General features: G+C 43.0%; 30 protein-coding genes. 1 reads left to right on the forward strand and 29 read right to left on the reverse strand.

Annotated features, from left to right (window positions below):
• Position 1 precedes the first annotated feature (1 nt).
• From AWV70_RS20330 to AWV70_RS20405, 16 genes are all read right to left on the reverse strand, one after another.
• Positions 2–385, reverse strand: a complete 384-nt coding sequence (locus AWV70_RS20330) for a hypothetical protein (RefSeq protein ID WP_060210317.1) — start codon at positions 383–385, stop codon at positions 2–4.
• Positions 385–750, reverse strand: a complete 366-nt coding sequence (locus AWV70_RS20335) for a hypothetical protein (protein ID WP_060210318.1) — start codon at positions 748–750, stop codon at positions 385–387. The genes AWV70_RS20330 and AWV70_RS20335 overlap by 1 nt, the downstream gene beginning before the upstream one ends.
• A gap of 13 nt (positions 751–763) precedes the next feature.
• Entirely contained in the window at positions 764–1819 is a 1056-nt protein-coding gene (locus tag AWV70_RS20340; RefSeq protein WP_060210319.1) for a hypothetical protein, read from the reverse strand.
• Positions 1820–1835: 16 nt separating this feature from the next.
• Positions 1836–2234, reverse strand: a complete 399-nt coding sequence (locus AWV70_RS20345; RefSeq protein WP_060210320.1) for a DUF2190 family protein — start codon at positions 2232–2234, stop codon at positions 1836–1838.
• A gap of 15 nt (positions 2235–2249) precedes the next feature.
• A complete protein-coding gene (locus tag AWV70_RS20350) occupies positions 2250–3431 on the reverse strand; it encodes a hypothetical protein (RefSeq protein ID WP_060210321.1) in 1182 nt (393 codons plus the stop codon).
• A gap of 78 nt (positions 3432–3509) precedes the next feature.
• A complete protein-coding gene (locus tag AWV70_RS20355) occupies positions 3510–4490 on the reverse strand; it encodes a hypothetical protein (RefSeq protein WP_060210322.1) in 981 nt (326 codons plus the stop codon).
• A 3-nt stretch (positions 4491–4493) separates the two neighbouring features.
• Positions 4494–5999, reverse strand: a complete 1506-nt coding sequence (locus tag AWV70_RS20360; RefSeq protein WP_060210323.1) for a phage portal protein — start codon at positions 5997–5999, stop codon at positions 4494–4496.
• A complete protein-coding gene (locus AWV70_RS20365; protein WP_060210324.1) occupies positions 5992–7311 on the reverse strand; it encodes a PBSX family phage terminase large subunit in 1320 nt (439 codons plus the stop codon). Before AWV70_RS20365 ends, AWV70_RS20360 begins: the two co-directional genes overlap by 8 nt.
• Complete coding sequence (locus tag AWV70_RS20370) at positions 7301–8206, reverse strand: terminase small subunit (protein ID WP_060210325.1); 906 nt, start codon at positions 8204–8206, stop codon at positions 7301–7303. Before AWV70_RS20370 ends, AWV70_RS20365 begins: the two co-directional genes overlap by 11 nt.
• A gap of 58 nt (positions 8207–8264) precedes the next feature.
• The gene (locus AWV70_RS20375) at positions 8265–8786 is read right to left on the reverse strand and encodes a hypothetical protein (protein WP_060210326.1); all 522 of its coding nucleotides are present in this window, start codon (positions 8784–8786) and stop codon (positions 8265–8267) included.
• A 167-nt stretch (positions 8787–8953) separates the two neighbouring features.
• Positions 8954–9394 (reverse strand): LuxR C-terminal-related transcriptional regulator, encoded by a 441-nt coding sequence (locus AWV70_RS20380; RefSeq protein ID WP_060210416.1) that lies wholly within the window; start codon positions 9392–9394, stop codon positions 8954–8956.
• Positions 9395–9409: 15 nt separating this feature from the next.
• Positions 9410–9601 (reverse strand): hypothetical protein, encoded by a 192-nt coding sequence (locus AWV70_RS20385; RefSeq protein ID WP_060210327.1) that lies wholly within the window; start codon positions 9599–9601, stop codon positions 9410–9412.
• An 85-nt stretch (positions 9602–9686) separates the two neighbouring features.
• Positions 9687–10202 (reverse strand): hypothetical protein, encoded by a 516-nt coding sequence (locus tag AWV70_RS20390; protein ID WP_060210328.1) that lies wholly within the window; start codon positions 10200–10202, stop codon positions 9687–9689.
• A gap of 146 nt (positions 10203–10348) precedes the next feature.
• Positions 10349–10858, reverse strand: coding sequence for a hypothetical protein (locus AWV70_RS20395; RefSeq protein ID WP_060210329.1), 510 nt, complete (start codon positions 10856–10858; stop codon positions 10349–10351).
• 135 nt (positions 10859–10993) lie between these two features.
• On the reverse strand, positions 10994–12307 hold the full coding sequence (locus AWV70_RS20400; RefSeq protein WP_060210330.1) for a hypothetical protein: 1314 nt from the start codon (positions 12305–12307) through the stop codon (positions 10994–10996).
• Positions 12304–12501 (reverse strand): XtrA/YqaO family protein, encoded by a 198-nt coding sequence (locus tag AWV70_RS20405; protein WP_060210331.1) that lies wholly within the window; start codon positions 12499–12501, stop codon positions 12304–12306. The genes AWV70_RS20400 and AWV70_RS20405 overlap by 4 nt, the downstream gene beginning before the upstream one ends.
• Positions 12502–12591: 90 nt before the next feature.
• On the opposite strand from AWV70_RS20405, the gene AWV70_RS20410 reads away from it, so the two are divergent.
• Positions 12592–12804: a hypothetical protein gene (locus tag AWV70_RS20410; protein WP_060210332.1), complete on the forward strand. Its 213-nt coding sequence runs from the start codon at positions 12592–12594 to the stop codon at positions 12802–12804.
• 20 nt (positions 12805–12824) lie between these two features.
• Here the strand turns inward: AWV70_RS20410 and AWV70_RS20415 are convergent, their stop codons facing one another.
• From AWV70_RS20415 to AWV70_RS20460, 13 genes are all read right to left on the reverse strand, one after another.
• Positions 12825–13058 (reverse strand): hypothetical protein, encoded by a 234-nt coding sequence (locus AWV70_RS20415; protein ID WP_060210333.1) that lies wholly within the window; start codon positions 13056–13058, stop codon positions 12825–12827.
• Positions 13039–13275: a hypothetical protein gene (locus AWV70_RS20420; RefSeq protein WP_060210334.1), complete on the reverse strand. Its 237-nt coding sequence runs from the start codon at positions 13273–13275 to the stop codon at positions 13039–13041. Before AWV70_RS20420 ends, AWV70_RS20415 begins: the two co-directional genes overlap by 20 nt.
• Positions 13268–13459, reverse strand: a complete 192-nt coding sequence (locus AWV70_RS20425; RefSeq protein ID WP_060210335.1) for a DUF6877 family protein — start codon at positions 13457–13459, stop codon at positions 13268–13270. Before AWV70_RS20425 ends, AWV70_RS20420 begins: the two co-directional genes overlap by 8 nt.
• A gap of 326 nt (positions 13460–13785) precedes the next feature.
• Positions 13786–14757 (reverse strand): DNA-methyltransferase, encoded by a 972-nt coding sequence (locus AWV70_RS20430; RefSeq protein ID WP_060210336.1) that lies wholly within the window; start codon positions 14755–14757, stop codon positions 13786–13788.
• Positions 14758–14790: 33 nt separating this feature from the next.
• Positions 14791–15180, reverse strand: a complete 390-nt coding sequence (locus tag AWV70_RS20435; RefSeq protein ID WP_060210337.1) for a hypothetical protein — start codon at positions 15178–15180, stop codon at positions 14791–14793.
• Between the two features lie 268 nt (positions 15181–15448).
• Positions 15449–15964: a Holliday junction resolvase RecU gene (locus AWV70_RS20440; RefSeq protein WP_060210338.1), complete on the reverse strand. Its 516-nt coding sequence runs from the start codon at positions 15962–15964 to the stop codon at positions 15449–15451.
• Positions 15961–16335, reverse strand: a complete 375-nt coding sequence (locus AWV70_RS20445; protein ID WP_082713741.1) for a DUF3850 domain-containing protein — start codon at positions 16333–16335, stop codon at positions 15961–15963. The genes AWV70_RS20440 and AWV70_RS20445 overlap by 4 nt, the downstream gene beginning before the upstream one ends.
• Positions 16336–16491, reverse strand: a complete 156-nt coding sequence (locus tag AWV70_RS23960; protein WP_160327699.1) for a hypothetical protein — start codon at positions 16489–16491, stop codon at positions 16336–16338.
• 9 nt (positions 16492–16500) lie between these two features.
• Positions 16501–17067 carry a dUTP diphosphatase gene (locus AWV70_RS20450; protein ID WP_060210339.1) on the reverse strand — a complete coding sequence of 189 codons (567 nt, stop codon included), beginning with the start codon at positions 17065–17067 and terminating at the stop codon, positions 16501–16503.
• A gap of 122 nt (positions 17068–17189) precedes the next feature.
• Positions 17190–17651 carry a single-stranded DNA-binding protein gene (gene ssb, locus AWV70_RS20455; protein WP_060210340.1) on the reverse strand — a complete coding sequence of 154 codons (462 nt, stop codon included), beginning with the start codon at positions 17649–17651 and terminating at the stop codon, positions 17190–17192.
• Positions 17648–17788, reverse strand: a complete 141-nt coding sequence (locus AWV70_RS23965; RefSeq protein WP_160327700.1) for a hypothetical protein — start codon at positions 17786–17788, stop codon at positions 17648–17650. Before AWV70_RS23965 ends, ssb begins: the two co-directional genes overlap by 4 nt.
• Positions 17785–17952, reverse strand: a complete 168-nt coding sequence (locus tag AWV70_RS23970) for a hypothetical protein (protein ID WP_160327701.1) — start codon at positions 17950–17952, stop codon at positions 17785–17787. The genes AWV70_RS23965 and AWV70_RS23970 overlap by 4 nt, the downstream gene beginning before the upstream one ends.
• Positions 17949–18869: a DnaD domain-containing protein gene (locus tag AWV70_RS20460; protein ID WP_060210341.1), complete on the reverse strand. Its 921-nt coding sequence runs from the start codon at positions 18867–18869 to the stop codon at positions 17949–17951. Before AWV70_RS20460 ends, AWV70_RS23970 begins: the two co-directional genes overlap by 4 nt.
• Positions 18870–18878: the final 9 nt, after the last annotated feature.

Below are 18878 nucleotides of genomic sequence, written 5' to 3' on the forward strand. Positions count from 1 at the left end.
TTCACATCACCCTTTCGAGCTCACCCTGATAACCGACTATTTGACCGTTGATCGTTTGGGGATAGATTGCTTTCACAAGGAACTTCATCCCCATCGCTTCAAACTCATCTTTGACAGTCGTTCCCGCTTGGATATCTGCTTCGAAATCAGCCAACAAACCAAAGTAGCGATCCACCTGTTTTTCACCTGCAAGTGTCACAACTTTTTGGTTTGTATTGGACTGCGAAACAAAAATACGAACAACAAAAGGGCCAACATCGCTTTCAACTTCTTCGATGTGGCCTACACCTTTTCGCTTTTCGGTTCGATGAATCAAAATTTCGGATGGGTTTTGTTCAATGTTCCATTTCGTATGCTTCCGTCGCATTTCAACAAGGTTTTTCATTACATCACATCCGGAGTGCGGAATTTGAGAATGAAACTACCTGCACTTTCTTCCTCTTCCTCATCAACCAACCCTGCCGCTTTCTCCGCATATTGTTTCGCCATAGAAAGCGCATGAGTGTAAAGATCTTTCATGGAGGTAAGATCGTACCTCTCGTTTCCGGACGAATACGATTGGATATCGCCTTGGATTAACCCAGCCTTAATCGTCCAGATCTCAGCAGCAAGCGAGAAAATGTTGTCATATTCAATAAACATCAAAGTTAGTTCTTCATCAGTAAACAAGGGCGCTTCCCCCGCCCCAACCGGAGCAGGGTCATTCACCATGAGCCGCAACCGTTTGAGGTTCAATACTGTTGGCTCCATTTATACCACCGCCTTATTGTCCAGGAAGGGTAATTTCTTGAACATTTTCCTCAACCGCAGCGAAAACTCCACGCCAGAAGTCACCCACAATCTGCGCTTGGACCAAACGGCTGAGATCTCCAATTGTAGAATTGATTTGCAGTCCTTGTTTCACCAATTCTTTAAAGCCACGTTTAGGTCGGATCAGGTATGCTTTGCCTTGTGGCACACCTTCATAAGCGTACGACTTACGCGCAACGTCTGTTTCCCATCCATCGTAGTAGATGATATCCGTAATGCCTGCTGTCGCTCCGTACGGAGTAGCCTGAAGCGTCATGCTGCCAAGTGCTTCTTGGATGTCTTCTTTATCTGCTGAATTCGCAAGAAGAATCGTACCCGGGCGTTTAGCTGTACGTGTATCTTTCAAGGCTTTACGCAAAGTACCACGCAACGAAAGCATATAGTGCGCGTCTGCTTGCGTGCCTGTATTGCCATCAGGCTTCACATAAACAGGTGCAGTCTTGTTAGCCGCCTTGTAGCCATATTGAATGATTGGACCAAGATGCAAATGGTTAAGCAGTGCGTTGTGCGCTTCGCCAAAAGCTTTATTCAGCATCTCGAAATTGAACATCTGATTAAAGATTTCCATTTCCTTCGTGTATTCGAAACCAGCTGCATAACCTTTCAGACGAGCGATTGGACCGCTTTCCGCTTGAAGGGAACCGAATTTCACTTCTTCACCTTCTAAGTGTTCGAAGAAGATAACCGTTCCTCTTTGCGCCCATTTCGCTTCAAACTCTTTCGGGAAATTAGGGTCGGTTAATGTCTCATAGATCGGTTTGTAAAGCACAGGGACTTCCTCTCGCCCTAACTCCACGTCCAATACCACTTTCTGAACTAGCTCTTTTCGAGATGTTTCAGATGTCATCATTTCTCCAAACGGTTTATCAATATCAATGATTTCCATTTCTCCATTGACAATCTTTTTCGGAACAGTTTCCTGTTTCCCGTTAAAAATAAAAGGAACCTCGGTTTCGATGGTCCCTTTACGGCGCTGTTCTTTTAGGCTTTCGATTGAATGTGTTCTCATTGTTTATCTCCTCCCCTTAAACCTGTGGTCCTAGAATGAACCAGATAACGTTATTTTGGTCTTTACCTTGTGTTACACGCCCGACAAGACGGTTAGGTGTTTCTGCTGCACCTTCGTCAGGAGTGAACTTGCCACCAGTGAAATAAATTTTATCGCCGACTTTGAATGCTTTTGTCGTTTGAATTTGATCGGTTTCATATTCCGCTTGTTCGATGTTCAGAATTGCTTCAGAAGTCTCTCCCACCCCCGTAGTCACAGATTGAAATGCAGGACCGAAAAAACCGTCCATTTCATAGAACTGATTAGCGACGACTGTTGTATTTTCAGGAACCTTTACCCGGACACTTTTTCCATCAGATACTTTCGCGCGGTACGATTGATACGTTGTTGTTGGATATGCTCTTGCTTCTGGCATGTGTGTTCTTCCTCCTTAAAGCGATACACGCTTAGTTTTTAATTGGTTGGTCTTTTGGGGGCCGGATACGCCGCCAAGTGAAGCAGGCTTATCAGTATGATAATTGCTGATAATGGACTTCACACTCTCGTCAGCAAGGAAAGCGTCCATTTCACCGGCAATCTTATCATCGGCCATATCAGGAGTAATTCCTGCTGCATGATACGACCACAACTTGCCAATGACCGTCTTGTCGTCTTTGATGTCCTTTTTGATTGAATCAGACTCGATTTTCTTATCTATCATTTCACCGACGACCTTGTCGAAGTCAGCTGTTTTCTGAGCTTCAATCGCTTTTGCTGCATCTTCTGAAACTTTCACGATATCCACTTCACCGGAGATGCCGAGTGCTTTTTCAACCTTTTTCAACGTATCAACTGATGTAGTGATTTCTTTCACCCACTTCTCGTCGATATCCGCCGCTACTTCTTCTGGCTTCCATCCCATTTCGCCAGCAATCATCGGGACTGTTAGTTGTTTGTTTCCGAGCATTGTTTTCAATGCTGCCAATACTTCTTCTGGATTCATTGCTTTTCCTCCCTTATCGTCTTTCATTTCTCCTGATGGTCCTTCACCGTCTAGGTCCCACATTTCACCACTCATCGCAACTATGCGAGTGCTCATTCCCGCCCGATCGAGCGGCGTCCAGTCAATCGACATCGGTTCATAACCAACTACGTTCGTTTCTTTTCCGGATCGCTGCAGCTTTGGCATACCAAAAATGGATACCTGCTTGATTCGTCCCGACTTGATCCAGCGCTTTAAATCAGTCGCCGCCGCATCCACAACTCCACGAAAATAAGCAATCTCTCCTACCATCTTCGCGCCGACCCAATGGGTGACCGGAGGCAAGAACTGATTGCTTACATCCTCGGGTTTCTGGTGACCGAGGAAACCATTCAATGTGCTGCTGTTTACCGTATCTACGATATTCTTCAATGAGTTAGCCGTATAGTTCCATCCGCGCTTAGACTTTGAAGCAGGAATTTCTACCACCACCTCTAATGGATCCGAATCCCCTTTCTTCAATTCGTCGATATTGACGGACGGAGCAGTCGGAATATCTTCGATTCTCATTTCGCCAGCCAGATTGCCGAATAACTGAAAGATTTTCTTTTGATTTTGCGACATTTCGCCGCAGATGATTGGTTTGTTCATGTTCTCACCTCCTTTTGGTGTGCTTTAAGAGAACAAAAAAGAATACAATTGCATAAATTCGCTCAAGCAATCTATTTATCATGAGATCATGCCGCCTTTATAAATGTTTTGATACCACCGCTCAATATCCTGATGTGCCAATGGATTATGATTCCACTCAATCAAGCGATCAACAAAGTCGTCCATATCCTCCACAACCTCAGACAACACGCAAAGGCAATTCGGATGCGCGGGGTAGTCCGGCAATTCATGGAGCTGATACACACCAGGACCAAGTCCGCTGTCATGGACTGCAATGTCTTTGCACTTGTCACAAGTGTTCCCGCCGTTTGATGTGCTCCACTTCATTCCAGTGTTTGACGGATTCACTTCCGCCGCCTGTCTTGCCGCTTCGCCGAAAGCCGCTGCCATTTCAGTCCGAGCCAACCGGAGGGATTCGTAAGACATATCCATAGGGATATTGCCTTCCAAGCGCTCAATCATATTAGGGTACTGTGACACTAAGGTTTTGGCGCCATTCCTGACATAACCTTCCAGCATTTCTGCCACCCTATATGGATGCTCGCCTGCCGCTATTGCTTCTTGAATGATTGCGCCCATCGATTGCCTAGCGACGCGACTCTGCCCCCATATGCGGTCTGAAAGAGTGAGCCCTTTCAAGACTCGTGTTTGCATCGTTTCAATAGCAGCAGTGTGTTTACGGAAGTACACCCGCTCAATCGGCTTCCAATCGATTCGGGCTTTGTTCAGGATCCGGAGTGTTGCTTGTTTGGATTGATGCATGCCGGCTTCGACACTTATTTCGAATCCTTCATCGAACAACCTTTTCAAGCTCGCTTCAATTTCTGCTGCGTTCTCGGCCAGTTTCGTTTCTAATAATGCTGGAATACGAGATGTTTGCCCTGCCTGCTCAAGTCGCCTGATTTTTTTCGCCAAATCATCGGCTGCCTTCTCGAATATTTCACGAATTTCTTTGTCCTGCCTCAATAGCAGTTCTATTAGTTTCTTTCGCGCTTCAAGAGCCAGTGCTGTGTAGACGGAAAACTCGGTTACATCCACGCGTTATCCCGCCTTCCTGTCCATCAGTTTATTTATCTCGTCCAATTGACTTTGCAAGTCAACGCTATCCGGCATCCGCAGTCGATTGATTCGCGTCTGTTGGATGCGGTCCTTCTCACTTTCGCCTTCCTCGGCTTCATATTCGTTCATCGTGTCGATCAGTCCGGCCAAATAATTAATAGCTGACTTCTCACTGATGATGTTGTTTCCAAGTGCAGTAACTAGCGCATTCACAACGTTCAACAATTCCTCACTGATTTCTTTCGATGTTCTCGGGTCGATGTTCACCCATTGCAATTCAGTCGCAAACGTCTCGAATGATTTATTTTCCGATTGTGAAGTCATAGCTAGGACGATTCTCGCAAGCCTTTGCCAGTTGTCCGCGAAGTGTTCGCGTTTCCTTTCGATTGAACGGATGAGGATAGGCATCTGCTCTTTGACGGACGATAAGGATGACGGCGTATGGACACCGAAAACGAATTCAGGTGTTTCCGAAGTATCAACAATGCAATAAAAAAGAAGCTTCAGTAGCTCTTTGGCATCGCCTGTAGCTGACTTCGCTTCTATAAATTCTGCATCTTCTTCATCACCGAACATTAAGATTTCATGTCCGTCTAAGTTCAATGTTCCGCCTTTCTTGGCAAACTCCGCAGGATCGTTCACACCGAAGTTATTGCGGAGGAATCTCGTCACATCTTTCAATTTCAGTTTCAACCGCGGCGTACTGTGCATCTTGCTTCCTTTCATCGCATGAAGCATAACGTCATGATAGGCCTTTAAGAAGGGTTCAATCGGCTCCAAATCGGATTGACCGTAGACTCCCTCATCACCTTCGTTTTTAAAGTGAACGATCGGAATGAAGTCCCATGGCGTTGGTTCGATACCCGGTTCAACATCTGGTGGAGTATCACCATCAATCTCGATTTCCCGTTCACCCCTGCGTATCCGCTGTGTAATGGTCGCTTTCTTCTTATTACCAAGTTCATCCTCCCAATCATGAGAAGAGACGAGGACATATTCCTGCACAACGCCTGTCAGTGGATGCCTCACGATATCTTTCACTTGTCCTGGAGGGATGAAGTTATAAACCAGCCGGACTTTCTGCTCTGGATAAAGGGAAACATCCTGCTGTTCTTCGCGGGTAATCCAAACATAGCAATCGCCGTCACGCAAACTGTCCCGCGTTGTCCGTTGCATGTTGGATATGTTGGACTCGAAGAAGCCATCCAAGACTTCCTGCGCTTCCTTGTCTGTGCTTTTGTATGACGGAACACCCATGAAACTGACTGTGTTGTTGATGACGGATTTTGCGAACCCGGCACCAAGCTTATAATCGTCATGTGTGTTGTAGTAAAGCGCCTTGGATAACTCGTAGTCGACTTTACTGCTGTCCAATTTGTAACCAGCGCCAAGCGTCCCGGTAGTCATGCTTCCCCAACCGAACGGCAATAGAAGCCTTGAACGAAGCTTTGATATTTCACCAACCGCCTTGTTATACCATTTAGCCATGTACTCTCACCCCTCTCATAAGTGCTGCAGTGTAGTCGTCCATTCGAACGCCGTTATTTTCTTTCGTGAATATGCCATAACGCTCCGCATCCATGACGTGGTCGTTTTCCTTCACAGGCTTGTCCTCCCCTCGCATGGCCGCTTTTTCATCCCATACGTAGGATGAGCGCTCCCGAAGCAAGTTGACACAATCTCGATGCGTAAAGCACCTTAACTCCGAGATCAAACGAGAAACAGTTCGAATACCATCTATTACAGCGTTATCTGCCTTCGTAACAGATAGCACACCTTTTTCTTCAATCAACGCAATAAAAGACGCTGCAGACGGGTCAATGATCACCTCGCGGGTGTACCCTTCGCAAAACGCCTCTAAATCTTTGTAGTATGCATTATCGGTTTTTTGCTTACCTTCCGCGCAGCCATCGTAATAATACTCTTTCAGGTTGTAGTAGGTAGGTGTGCCGTCTAAATCATAATGAATGCCTTGCAGGACGAACGCTGTTGGGTTCTTTGTTCCGTAGTCGATAGTCACTTGGAATTCATGGATATCAATCGGCCATTCATCAATGACATGATCATCCTCATTGAACATGTCATAAATGATACCTTCCGCTAACACCCACATACCGAGAATGTAACGCTGGAAGAAAACGCCCGAATACATCCGGTAGAACCGTTCCTTAACCCGCTCTGATAAAGACAGGTTATCGTTCATTGTGAAATGGAGAACGAATATCTTCTTTTCCTTTGCTTTGTCGATAAACTCGGTCTTGAACCAATGATATGGTCCGGCTGGGTTACAGTTAACGAAAACCTTTCCGCCTTGCCCATCTGTTTCGGCGGAGCAACGTCCAATCGCCTGGTCAACAAATGACCGAGGAAATAATGCAACCTCATCGAGATATGCGCCTGCAGCTGTTAGTCCTTGCAATGTGTCCTGGCTAGATTCGTTGTTCGCCCCAAACAGATAGTAAGTGTTCGTGCCAATCTGAACGTATGGATCACCTGAACGATGGTAATGATAGTCAATGTCTTTCGCGGTTAGTATCTGAAACATTGGTTCTAGTACGTTTCGTTTGAGTGCCCCCATCGATTTCCCGGCAATAATGAAGTTCTGATGTCGATGTTTTGCAAGTGACCATGTAATGAATGAATCGATCATTGCGACCGTTTTTCCCGAACGAATGGATCCGTGACAGATAATCATGTCATAGTCTTTATAAGGACTCTTATCGGTCCACCACATCAGGAGCTTCTTTTGTTTGCGACTGAACGGACGGAATTTGAAGGAGGTAGACTTCTTACGCTTCATCGTCCGTCACCTCGTCAGCGAATACATCTTCTGTTTGAGCATTCAGTGCATCTTCGTAGCTGTTACCCTGATCATGCGGGTCGCCTTCCGTATCGCCGCGCAGATTACCGAGTTCGAGTTTGCTCTTTTCGATATCCAACTTCAACTGTTCTTCATGAAGTCGCTCTTTGTCACGAACAGATAACAAGTCAGTGTACTTCGCCAACATTTCCAACGCTTTCATCTTGTCCGCCAGCTTGACGGATATACCATCCTTACCTTTCTTAACCTCAGTAAGAATAGTCCCATCAACTTCCTCGGCATTCTTGAAGCTCACATAGTTATGAATATAAGTAATTTCCTTGCCGTCTTCATCAACTATCGGGACGCCAAACTCATCCCTGTGAACAACTTCCTCTGAACCAAAACCAACAAAGTCGGTTATGTCTGCAAAGGCTATGTCGATGTATTTCTGAAGCACGTCATCAATGCTTAGTTTCTTCTCGTTTATTCGTTCAGCTCGCATCCTGTCAATCTCTGCAGAAATCTTAGTATTTCTTAGTAAGCCATGTCCGTTAACCATCGCTGTCGAGTACGCACATCCATAAGCCTTCTGATAAGCCTTAGTCGCATTGAAGTATTTAATGTAGTAAATACAAAAATCCCGTTGTTTATCGGTTAGATCATCCGACTCTACAACAGGCTCAAATTCCTCTTTTTTCGGTTGCATCCTTTTCGTAGGGGTTGCAACCTTTTGCGTTTTGGTTGCATCCTTTTTAGGAGCACCCCTCGACCATCCATCACGGCTCTTTCTGCTCTTCAACGTTCCGAGTTTCACATCATGCTTATCAGCTAATGCAGCAAGCGTTATATTCGTTGTTTCCCATTCTCTTTGAATCTCATTCCAATTAGCCATATCTCATCAACACCACCTCCAGTAAAAAAAGACACCTCGTTGTAAGGTGTCTTCAAGATTATTTAAATAAATGAGCGAGAACATCATCTTCGTTTTGTAATGTTTTCGTTCCATTATCCATTTTCGAAGTAAAAGCGAAATTTTCCCGATTGTAACTTTTTATTTCGTCCTTGAGTTTCCGAATTTCAGAGTCTAGATGATTTATTTGTGCTGATAATATATCTTCTTCAACATCTAAACTTTGTAAATAAATAGTGACCGAAGGTTTTGGTGCAACACATAAAATTTCTATCGTTTTTCCTTCATAAAAAATTTTTATTGAGTGATCATAAAGGGAAACTTCTCCTCTAAGGTAACCTTTTTTGTAGTTTGCTACAAAACCATCTTCGAACTCTGTGTTTTTTTCAGTCACAGTTAATGAATGGTTTTCTAGATATCTTTGTATTCTACGTAGCATATTTACAGCTACTTCATGAAGTTTTTCGCTTTTAACTTCTTTTAAACTTTCCAATTCATTTTTCAGACTTTCGTGTTCTTCTTTTAAATCTTCTATTAATTTCAAGTTTTTTATTGAAATCATATCATCACCTCCCTCTAGACATTATTCGTCAAGAAAGGTGAAAATCCTCCTACAAAATACATTTAGACCGAAGGTCATAATACCCGTACAAATAGAAAAACGGACAGATGCGACTCTCGCACCTACCCGCCTCCCCGACCTGCCTTCCATGGTACTATATTTTTCCACTAACAAGAAATCTTCGTCGTTCTCGTCGAATTCGGCATTCTCGGCATTTCAGACATTTGATGTACGATGGAATCTTTTATCCTGCGAATGTGACGTTCCGACAATCCCATATGGCGCGCTATCCAAGAGTACCCCTTGCCCTCTAAAATCCAGTGGAGAACTTCCGACTCACGAACATCCGTAATTACATGAACCCGCTCTTGAATCATGTGAATTTTACTTTCATAGCCAATAATTCTCTCGTGATGCTTACTGCGTCTGACCACCTCACGATAAACCGGATCGCTTGTTTCTCCTTTCCCCTTCGGCATGGCCGCCTCAATGCCGTACTGAGCCGTCAATCCATCCCCCGCATCACGTAGATTCTCCCTCATGATCCTTACGCTGTTTATCATCCAGTGATAATCCTTAAGCAACCGCTCGATTTGTTTCTCCCTCATATGCTCGCCTCCCAATTATCTTCTCCTAAATGCCCCTCCAGGCCCTCGTCTGTAAGTGTCCCGATTAACACCCATGATTTCCTCCCAATCTCTCGCCGTGAACTGTTCTTCCCGCTTGCCCCTTGTCCTAGTAATCTTTCGGTCTATCTCTCGTCTTGCGACCTGTGAAGGACCTTTTTCTATTAACTGATCTTGCAACGTTTGCATTTACCTCACGCCCCCAATGAAATAAAAAAGGACACCAAAACAGCGAATAAGCTGCTAAGGTGTCCTCCAGTTAGCTGGTAGAACTTTAAAAATTCAATTTACGGATGTGTTCATTTAATTTATCTTCTATTAAGCTCATATTATTTTCTGAATAAAATTCATTCACCTCTTTTGGGTGATTACTAGTACTGAGCAGGAATGCATATTCCGTTGCAATATCAATTGTTTTTATTAATTCATATATTTCATTCAATGTATCCGGATCAATGTAATATACATTTGCACTAATAAAACTTCTTACACTGCTTAAATCTTGTTCAACCATTTTTATATCTGACCACTCACCAAGGAATTGATTTATTATATAATCGTTATCTTTAATACCCCTTACAATCCTAATCGGTCTATCCAAGAAGCTTTTGATAACTAATATAGTTCTCCTCTTATTAGCTCTTTCAGTTTCCAATTGACTTTTTTTAAAATGACTAATCTGTTTGTATGTTGCCAACAACGTTATTGTTCCAGCTATTAAAGTCCCGATAAACGCTCCGACTAAAGTTGAAATATCACTTACTGAGATTTCATTTATAAAATCTTCCAATAAAACACTACCTCCTCTTCCTTCCGTATCCTCTAAACCCTTCCCTGATGCGTCACAAATAATAAATACACCTTGCTCGATTATGAACAATCAATGGCACAGGGTTATGCTGTAATCAATCTTTGTACTCTGGTTAGCCAGGGTGACTAAATATTCTTTAAGTAAGTCATAGGGATATCAATATGGTTTACCAGTTCTTTGTTTTTAAATTTCAAGTCTACGGTATTAGAGATGAATTGATTACCTAGTGCATCAAAACCACGAATTTGTAAAAAGCCACTCTGAAAATCATCTTTTATTGGAGTTAAGGTTACAATTAATCCACTATATTCGTGTTTTTCGATTACTTCGTTATTCCTTGTCTTTTTGTTTGTAATCATGCCATTGAATTGCGACTCGACATTAACATCCGAAGATGTGAAACTGACATCCTCAATTCGATGAAAAACCTTATTTGTGTTCTCAATTACTAAAACTTTCGATTTTTCTCTTTGAGTAGTATAAATTATCTTGAAAACTGGTTGATGTTTGTGCTCCCATTGGCTTTGTTGGAGTTCTATTTGTCTATTGCTTGTCCTAATATTCAAAAATGCAAATATAGCCCCTACAGCAGCTATTACTGCCAAAACAAATTGAATTACATCACTTATACTCAAAAATTCTTCCACCTCCTTCCGTAAAATCACCTTTCCACTAATACGTCACAATTTAATATTCCCTATATTTGTGAGGACAACAAATGACATAAAGAAATGATATATTCAAATGCTGTCCTTTGGTTGGCCAGGGGACTATCTTATTCCAAGTTGGAGTAATTCCCAATTAGGTGTAAAGTTATCAATAACTCGCCATGAACCCTCTTCGGTACCCCTTGCATAAGGATTTTGTTCATTGTCTGAGTAAATAAGTCTAAACTTCTCCTCTCTTACACTAATTTTATCATTGACTTTCAAGTCGATTTGCACCCCGATTACTGTTATTGCAGGAGATTCATCTACTATTTCCAAAATTTCAAAACTGGAAATCTGAATGCATTTCAGCAACCCCTTTAATTCACCAGCCTTTTTCCCCTTCGTTATTTGTCTTGAATCATAAAATATCCTATCTACTAAATGACCATAATTGCTGTCATTTATAAATTTGAATACCTCAATTAAGCATCTTTCAGGCGTTCCTTCCTCAAATTCATCAACCTTCCCATTTATCGGAACCGTAACACCTACTTCAATCTCTCTTTTCTTCCAAGCATCGATCAAAACTTTCTGCTGGTCCAATCTTTCTTTGGCCACAAAAGTCTTTGACAATGAAGAAAATGTTTCCTCTAGAGTTGGGGGTGTATATACCTCTTTTGTCTCGCCCGATTTCATTTTATTTTTAGCTTGCTTCCAATCCATTAGAGAAAAAATGACGGCTAGTAATTTACTCGAAATAAAAGGGTTTGCATAATTCAAATCCCTTCCATGTAAAATACCATTTCGATAAGGCACTTTAATTTCTTCGACATTGGTTTTTCTTCTTGTTTTGGACATCAATTTTGATATTTCGTTTAATCCTGTCTCATGACCAACAACAGAATCCCATGCAATTAAATCTGTACGTTCCGCAAAAAAACCTGTTGCTTCTTCTTCGTTAACAAATCCATCAATAATCATAAAAAAGAGCGGGGTACTCGAATAATACCTCTTGTCAAAATGATCGTTTAGCGCTACTTCGAATAATGTAGCCCTCACACCTAAATTCCTCTTTGTTTTATTGCATAAATAACTTATTTTTTCTCTATCGGTATAAAAATTAACTAAAAATCCCTCTGCATTTTCTGTTCCCTTATCCGCAGCTAATTTAATGGTTTCCTCCATTATTTCAACACTTAAAGACTCATAAGCAATCCAACCTTTTTCTTTGAATGCTTCATTAAACTTGTCCGGTAAAGTAGAAAGAGACTCAAATGTTCTTTCAAACTTTCTAACATCACTAGCTAATTTCGCTTTTTGAACCGGTGTAAAACCGAGTGATTGAAGCAGTTTTTTATCTCTTAATAATTTTTTCATTTCACTAAGTTGAGCTCTTATCTCACTAATCGATGTGGAATTTACTATTTTATTCAAAAATCTTCCCCCTCTTCCCTCCGCATCCGCTTAACCTTCCCCTGATGCGTAACAATTTTATACTCCCCGTAATCTGGTAATTCTCTCACCTTTGCCTTGCCCTCCGAAATTACCACAACACAGTTAATAGGTAGTTCCATTATATCAATATTCAGCATTCCTTCACAGTCTATTTGTAGTTCTGGTAGTTTCATAGAAGGTCCCTCCATGCTATAATGTAATTGGCTCGATCAGGAGGGACACTCCTGGTCTTTTTTATTAGTTCATCGATTGGAGATAGAATCATGTTTGATGGTGTTGAATTTGATTGGTTGCCTATCATAGGGCCATTACTTGTTTTAATTGCAACCATGTTTGGAGTTGCCCTCATTTTTAAATTACTTTTCAGTTGGCTGCCTAAACGACTCTTCAATTTCTTGCTAGGCCCCGTTTGCTTGCTTGGACTATATATCTGGGCAATACCAATGAATTTAGGGTTTCACGAATTTTTCAAGTGACAGGAAAAGTCCTGTCTTTTTTAATTCCCAAATAACCCACCCGCTCGGGGCTTAATCTCACCCAACTCCGCCTGCTCCATCACAACGAGCGCAATACTCCGCTTGTTGGTATTAAACGCCTTTGCAATGTCCTGAATATGATCGCCATCGTTCCACATCTTCCGGAATTTCGCGAGCTCGCTCTCTTTCCACGTCCACTTGACTGTGAAACTGTCGAACAACACGTGAATGGGTTCATACTTGATGCTGACCATTTGTTTCTCCTGCTAGGGCTTTCTCCGCCCTCTTTCGAATTACATGACGCACACTGACGATATCTTCATCTTCCCAATACGTGTCTTTCCTAATTATCTCCAACGCTTCCCGTAGACGAGCGTTTTCTTCCCTCAGCATTTTATTTTCTCGTGAAGTTTGAATGCGGTCTTTTCGCTTTGCTAAATATTCATCTATCGCATCTTGATGTTTATGCATTCTGTTTCCTCCTCTCCATCAATTCCGAAACATTTCTTGCATACCTCAACTGCTGCCAAACATAAGGATCGTCATCATTACCGCCGGACATCAACCAATCTGCAATGCGATTGTCGATGTCCATGAGAACTTCCGGTGGTAGCTTATCGCCGATTGCGTAGATTTCTTGAATTGGTTTGCTCATGGTGTCCTCCTTACTGCGCTTTATGATCGTAATGTGGAATTATTTATTGTTACTATTGCTTTCACATTAGAAATAGATTATTATTTTCTTGAAAGGTAGGGGATGTTTTATGGAACACTTTTTGTTTCCATTTGTGTCTTGTCACCTTAAAGACACGTACAGCAAAACAGTAACCTCCTTTCTTTTCCTGAAATTATTTTTTCTTAGTATAAACAAACTTATTAGATCGGATTGTAGTGGTGAAGTCTTCCTTCTCTAGATGCCTTGAGAATAGAAGTCTTTTTTATTTTCCTCAAGAGCTTCATTTCAATTTTTCGTTTATTACATCAAGTTATTAATTCCAGCTGCACAGCACTCAATCGATTTTCCGCAATTATTATATACTCCGGATTTAGTTCGATCCCAACGAAATTACGGCCATACCTTAGAGTAACTAATCCGGTCGTTCCGGATCCAAAGAACGGATCAAGTACAACTCCACCCATAGGAGCGCCAGCTAATATGCACGGCTCGATCAAGTCTTGCGGGAAAGTAGCAAAGTGCGCTTCCCTTAGCGGCTTAGTTGATACACTCCATACTGATCGTTTGTTTCGTTTTGGCCGTATAGCTCGAAAAGCATCCTTTCCATACTTACCTTCGAAAGATCCTCGCTTTTTATCTTCCCGCCGATTTTGCTGAGGAGGACCGAATGCTCCTCGAGATCCCCTCGGAGGATCATCCACCGGACGGTAGATCGCTTCCTCTTTGATTGCCTCGTGATCGTAATAATATGACGGTGATTTTGATAACAAGAAAATATATTCATGCGCCTTAGTTGGCCGATCTGTTACGCTCTCCGGCATCGGGTTAGGCTTGCTCCAAATGATATCCGAACGTAAATACCATCCGTCGGCCTGTAATGCAAAGGCCACTCTCCACGGTAGGCCGATTAAATCTTTGGATTTCAATCCATTCGGGATGTTATTTATTTTGGTTTCGCTGCCTGTTGGACTTGGAACGTATACGTGCTTTTGCTTATCCTTTACAGTCCATGCACCTTTCCCACTCCCGGCATATGCATCACCAATATTGAGCCAGAGCGTCCCGTCATCTCGCAGCACCCTCTTAACCTCACGGAACACTTCTACAAGAGCCATCACATATTCATCGACCGAACGCTCCAGCCCGATTTGTCCATCAACTCCGTAATCCCGAAGACCCCAATAAGGAGGACTTGTAACAACTGTGTTTATACTTTCATTCGGAAATGTCTTTAGAACATCAAGACAATGACCTTGATAGATTCTATTGAACTCCAATATCCTCCCACCTCCTAACTACGCCTTATGAGTCTACTGCTGCGCACGCTCCAACAACTCTTCAACGTCAACATCTTCAATAGCCGGCATCGGACCTAACCTTTCGATTGCGACATCCCGCAACTTTTCGATTTGCTGATCTAAATCTTTATGCTTGCTGAGCCTCTTCACTAAATCCTCGCCGACTCGTTGTAGATAGTTAAGGAATCCCTCTTTATCTTCCGTTATCAACCATTCGATGAAGTTAAGCTGATATCGCATCATTCTTGCGCCGGATGTCACTTCTGATATATTGATGATTCCATCCATTGGGATGGCGCATAGTTGAATATCGCCTATTTGTATGCCGTGACCTACTGCCGCGAACCAATTATCCATTGCCAAATAAAAGCGTTGTGGTTGTTCGTTTACTTTGACTTTCATTAATATCCACGCTCCTTATATAAAAATCTAAGTCAGTATGAAAACAACTGTTTTGTTAAGACTAAACTTGTCTCCAACGTAGGAGGTGAATTGAATATGCCCGAATGGGTAAGAGAAGTCCTTAAATTTGTTGTAAGGCAACTGTTCTGCAATTAGTAACACTGCCTTCAGCGACAACCAATCCTAAAAGATTGGTTGAAGCTTGCCGTATTAGTAAAGTTAAACAAAAGGAATTGAGCTCTTTCACACCCGATCCGACTATACATTTTCACCCCACATGCTTCAGGTAATGCAGCACATACCCCTTATCACTCTTCACCCGATCGCACTCCATCATGAAAGTTGAATGCGGAATCGACTTCCGACCGCCCTTCTTGGCTTCTTCCCAATACGTTTCTAGCGATTTGAATGCTAGAAGGTATATTTCATCCAACTTATTAAAAGAGACAAGCAGGAAAGCGTGGGCGCCTTTTTGGTGCCATGATTTCAGCAGTTCGTATTGATGCTCGGAAATATTGTTGAGCGGGAAGCTCGTCTTGTTAGAAGTTTCTTTTGCGTCAAATACAATGGCCCTGCCGTCATGTACGCCCGAATAATCCACCCACTCCGGCTTCTGCGTGTATCCCGTCACCTTGCCGCGCACGTTGCTTTGTATCTGCACAGGCGTTGGAACCTTGCGAATGTCAGCAACACCCTTATTGCGATACTGCTTATTCGTCATATCCACGAGGCGCTCAAGCTGCGCCCCGCGATTTGCGTGTGATCTGCTGTAGGTTTTTCTCATGCTGCCACCTCAATCCCCATGACTACATAGCCTTTCTTTTGTGCATAGTCCGTCATGTAAGTAATTACTGCACTGATTTCATTTCCGGTGTATTCGTCGTCCTTATATTCCCTGAGCAATAATCCGTCTCCGATCTTATAATCCCGATCGTTCTTACGAATTTCAAAACGCTTCGCCTTGCTAGCTACTGCCTTGAAATACTCCGGCATGATTTTCAGATTGTGGACTCTTAGCGCATCGTCTATAGTGATCTGAATGTGCTTGAATTCCGCTTCTTCCGCTTCAAATTTCTTCATGCATGTGCGACCAAATCCTAAAGCGATGGATTTCTCGTCTTTCAACGGTCGCCCGCATCGCTTGCATGCATCCATTCAGACCGCCCTCCCTATCGGTATTCCGTGTCTATTCGTCTGCGGCCGATCCTCACGCCAGCCTTCTTTCCGCAATGCCGCAACTTCGTATTTGCTCAAATGTCCGTGAATGACCCGCCGCTCCCCGTCTATCGTCCGATATAGTGTCCTGAGCATGGCTTGTCCTCAATAGCCTGTTGCTTGCCGTTCGTGGTTGATTTCGTTCTTGGCGTAGTAGGCATCCTCTACCTGCTTCCACGAGAAGCGGAACATTTCGCCAAGGCCCAAGAAACAACCTACCAGTACTTGATATTCTGTTTTTTTGTTGGCGACGAACGCCATGCCAGAAGCGCGGTACTTGACTTCGTTAAAATGAACTGTCAATTCGTCGCCCTTGAAATTAACTGCTGTTTTTCTGATTGCTGGTTTAACATCCTCGCAACCTAATTCAATCCCAATCGACAAGATGAAATGCAAGCAGTCCACGTATTCCTCGAGGAGAGGGTTTGACTTGATGTACCTTGCTTCACCAGTTTTATCGAAATGAGCCACGTCTGGAATCCTTTTTGCCGTTCTCGGCTCCCTATCCTCACTCCAAAACTTAAACCCTCGCCATTCATTCGCCAGTTCACCAAGCTCCACTTGTAAGGCAAGAATCTTCATCGGCAGCAGGTCCTGCTCTATCAGCCCTTTATTTTCTAAAATCCGATCATCCAGTAGCCGTTGGATTTGAAATAGTCGTTCAAGATCCATACCTCAACCTCCACTCATAATTTCGATTCGCACATTTAAGACAAAGTCTATGTCTTGCACAAAAACTACCCTTGCAATAAATCCCTTTAGTTTTGCATCTCTTGCATGTAATTTGAGCTAAATCAGAACGGCAAGTCATCATCAGTCACCTCAACAGGTTGACTGTTAAACGGATCTTCCTGCGACGCTCCTAGTTGATTCTGTGGCGATTGACTATAAGCCGGTGTGTTTGTATCACTCGATGACTGACTACCTTGATTTGAGCCTCTAGGCTCTAAGAATTGCACGCTATCAGCCACAACCTCTGTCATGAATACTCGCTTGCCATCCTGACCGTCGAAGCTGCTCGTTTGGATGCGGCCTTCGATTCCGGCAAGACTTCCTTTGCGTAAAAAGTTCGCCGTGTTCTCCGCCTGTTTGCGCCATGTAACGCAGTTGATGAAGTCTGCTTCACGTTCTCCTGATTGGGTAGTGAACGTTCTGTTGACTGCTAGAGTGAAGCGACAGACAGCCACACCACTCTGTGTATACTTAAGCTCCGGATCCTTAGTCAACCGGCCGACTAAAACGACACGGTTGATCATGGTTTCGCCTCCCATCTATCAACACAAATTTCTACGTAATCAGCTGCAGCCTGATAAATTTCTTGTTCCGTGAACTTAGCCAAACGCTCGAGTATTTCTTGAGCCGCCTTCAAAGTTTGTAACTCTTCCCAAGTCATTGTGCCACTGCCTTTTTTGTTGCTAGCATCGTACGCAACGTGTGATAACTCCCTTGCTCCAACGGCTCACCTTTCAAATTTTCATAGATTCCAAGCTGATTGAGCTGGTCAATCAGGATCCTCTTCTCCGTCTCTCTTGACGGTGATACATACACAGCTTTCATGCGTTTTGCCTCCTCATAGATTCAAGTTTCTGCTCCAACTCTTTCCGTTTGGCTTCGATGTCCGGATTCGCTTTCGGTTCAGCCTCTTGCTGCTGGTTTTGCTGTTGGTTGAACCATTCTGGTATCCGTTCCACCTTCGCTCCAGTCCTGGCATAAGGTCTTGCCTGCTTACGTTGTCTATCCAATCCATTGCGCTCGTATGATTCTATCTGCTCCACAGTAGTCAATTTGTGATTGGACCACTCTTTCAGCAGATATTCAACAAAGCCGAAGTTCTTTTTGTTGCGATCGGCAGCGATCTTGATTGCCAAGTAAATAATTTCAGGTTGTTGGTTGAAATCATCGAACCACATTCCCAAGGACTCTCTTTGCATTGGTGAGAGCATGCATAAGTTCGCTTCGAAGGTCTGAACCACTTCTCCGTATCCTTGATCGAGTGCAAGCGTAGTAGAAGTAGTAGTACTAAGTTCTTTAAGTTCTTCAAGTGCTTTAAATTCTTTACATTCTTGTTTGTTCGTTTCTGATTCGTTTTCGATATGTTTCTGATTCGTTTCTGTTTCGTTTTCGTGTCGTTTTTCTTTTTCCGAATCATGATAAACCTCATACTTACCAATGGTTATGACCGTCTTTTTGGTGTCGCTTTTATAGACAATCATCTCGTCAGACTTTAGTAGCTCAAGAAATTTATCAACTTTTGAATTCGACCATTCCCAACGTCTTCCGAGTTCTCTTTTTGATGTTATGAAGCTGCCTTTTTCGATGGTGATCAACTCACCGTCAACGAGAGTTTTGTTGTCCTTGTGATTAGCCATCATAATCAAATCAAGCCAAGCTTCGTACCTAGAGAACTGCCTTTTTTCCTGGTATATCCAATGGTCTTGAATTTTCCTATGAAGCTTCACCCAACCTTTTTGCAACTTAATCCC

This window comes from Sporosarcina koreensis (assembly GCF_001531445.1).
GTDB lineage: Bacteria > Bacillota > Bacilli > Bacillales_A > Planococcaceae > Sporosarcina > Sporosarcina koreensis_C.

What these genes read in the sequence shown, in the direction of transcription:
- AWV70_RS20330 (WP_060210317.1), bottom strand. Translation starts at nt 385, where the DNA reads ATGAAAAACCTTGTTGAAATGCGACGGAAGCATACGAAATGGAACATT.
- AWV70_RS20335 (WP_060210318.1), bottom strand. Translation starts at nt 750, where the DNA reads ATGGAGCCAACAGTATTGAACCTCAAACGGTTGCGGCTCATGGTGAAT.
- AWV70_RS20340 (WP_060210319.1), bottom strand. Translation starts at nt 1,819, where the DNA reads ATGAGAACACATTCAATCGAAAGCCTAAAAGAACAGCGCCGTAAAGGG.
- AWV70_RS20345 (WP_060210320.1), bottom strand. Translation starts at nt 2,234, where the DNA reads ATGCCAGAAGCAAGAGCATATCCAACAACAACGTATCAATCGTACCGC.
- AWV70_RS20350 (WP_060210321.1), bottom strand. Translation starts at nt 3,431, where the DNA reads ATGAACAAACCAATCATCTGCGGCGAAATGTCGCAAAATCAAAAGAAA.
- AWV70_RS20360 (WP_060210323.1), bottom strand. Translation starts at nt 5,999, where the DNA reads ATGGCTAAATGGTATAACAAGGCGGTTGGTGAAATATCAAAGCTTCGT.
- AWV70_RS20365 (WP_060210324.1), bottom strand. Translation starts at nt 7,311, where the DNA reads ATGAAGCGTAAGAAGTCTACCTCCTTCAAATTCCGTCCGTTCAGTCGC.
- AWV70_RS20370 (WP_060210325.1), bottom strand. Translation starts at nt 8,206, where the DNA reads ATGGCTAATTGGAATGAGATTCAAAGAGAATGGGAAACAACGAATATA.
- AWV70_RS20375 (WP_060210326.1), bottom strand. Translation starts at nt 8,786, where the DNA reads ATGATTTCAATAAAAAACTTGAAATTAATAGAAGATTTAAAAGAAGAA.
- AWV70_RS20380 (WP_060210416.1), bottom strand. Translation starts at nt 9,394, where the DNA reads ATGAGGGAGAAACAAATCGAGCGGTTGCTTAAGGATTATCACTGGATG.
- AWV70_RS20385 (WP_060210327.1), bottom strand. Translation starts at nt 9,601, where the DNA reads ATGCAAACGTTGCAAGATCAGTTAATAGAAAAAGGTCCTTCACAGGTC.
- AWV70_RS20405 (WP_060210331.1), bottom strand. Translation starts at nt 12,501, where the DNA reads ATGAAACTACCAGAACTACAAATAGACTGTGAAGGAATGCTGAATATT.
- AWV70_RS20410 (WP_060210332.1), top strand. Translation starts at nt 12,592, where the DNA reads ATGTTTGATGGTGTTGAATTTGATTGGTTGCCTATCATAGGGCCATTA.
- AWV70_RS20415 (WP_060210333.1), bottom strand. Translation starts at nt 13,058, where the DNA reads ATGGTCAGCATCAAGTATGAACCCATTCACGTGTTGTTCGACAGTTTC.
- AWV70_RS20420 (WP_060210334.1), bottom strand. Translation starts at nt 13,275, where the DNA reads ATGCATAAACATCAAGATGCGATAGATGAATATTTAGCAAAGCGAAAA.
- AWV70_RS20425 (WP_060210335.1), bottom strand. Translation starts at nt 13,459, where the DNA reads ATGAGCAAACCAATTCAAGAAATCTACGCAATCGGCGATAAGCTACCA.
- AWV70_RS20435 (WP_060210337.1), bottom strand. Translation starts at nt 15,180, where the DNA reads ATGAAAGTCAAAGTAAACGAACAACCACAACGCTTTTATTTGGCAATG.
- AWV70_RS20440 (WP_060210338.1), bottom strand. Translation starts at nt 15,964, where the DNA reads ATGAGAAAAACCTACAGCAGATCACACGCAAATCGCGGGGCGCAGCTT.
- AWV70_RS20445 (WP_082713741.1), bottom strand. Translation starts at nt 16,335, where the DNA reads ATGGATGCATGCAAGCGATGCGGGCGACCGTTGAAAGACGAGAAATCC.
- AWV70_RS23960 (WP_160327699.1), bottom strand. Translation starts at nt 16,491, where the DNA reads ATGCTCAGGACACTATATCGGACGATAGACGGGGAGCGGCGGGTCATT.
- AWV70_RS20450 (WP_060210339.1), bottom strand. Translation starts at nt 17,067, where the DNA reads ATGGATCTTGAACGACTATTTCAAATCCAACGGCTACTGGATGATCGG.
- ssb (WP_060210340.1), bottom strand. Translation starts at nt 17,651, where the DNA reads ATGATCAACCGTGTCGTTTTAGTCGGCCGGTTGACTAAGGATCCGGAG.
- AWV70_RS23965 (WP_160327700.1), bottom strand. Translation starts at nt 17,788, where the DNA reads ATGACTTGGGAAGAGTTACAAACTTTGAAGGCGGCTCAAGAAATACTC.
- AWV70_RS23970 (WP_160327701.1), bottom strand. Translation starts at nt 17,952, where the DNA reads ATGAAAGCTGTGTATGTATCACCGTCAAGAGAGACGGAGAAGAGGATC.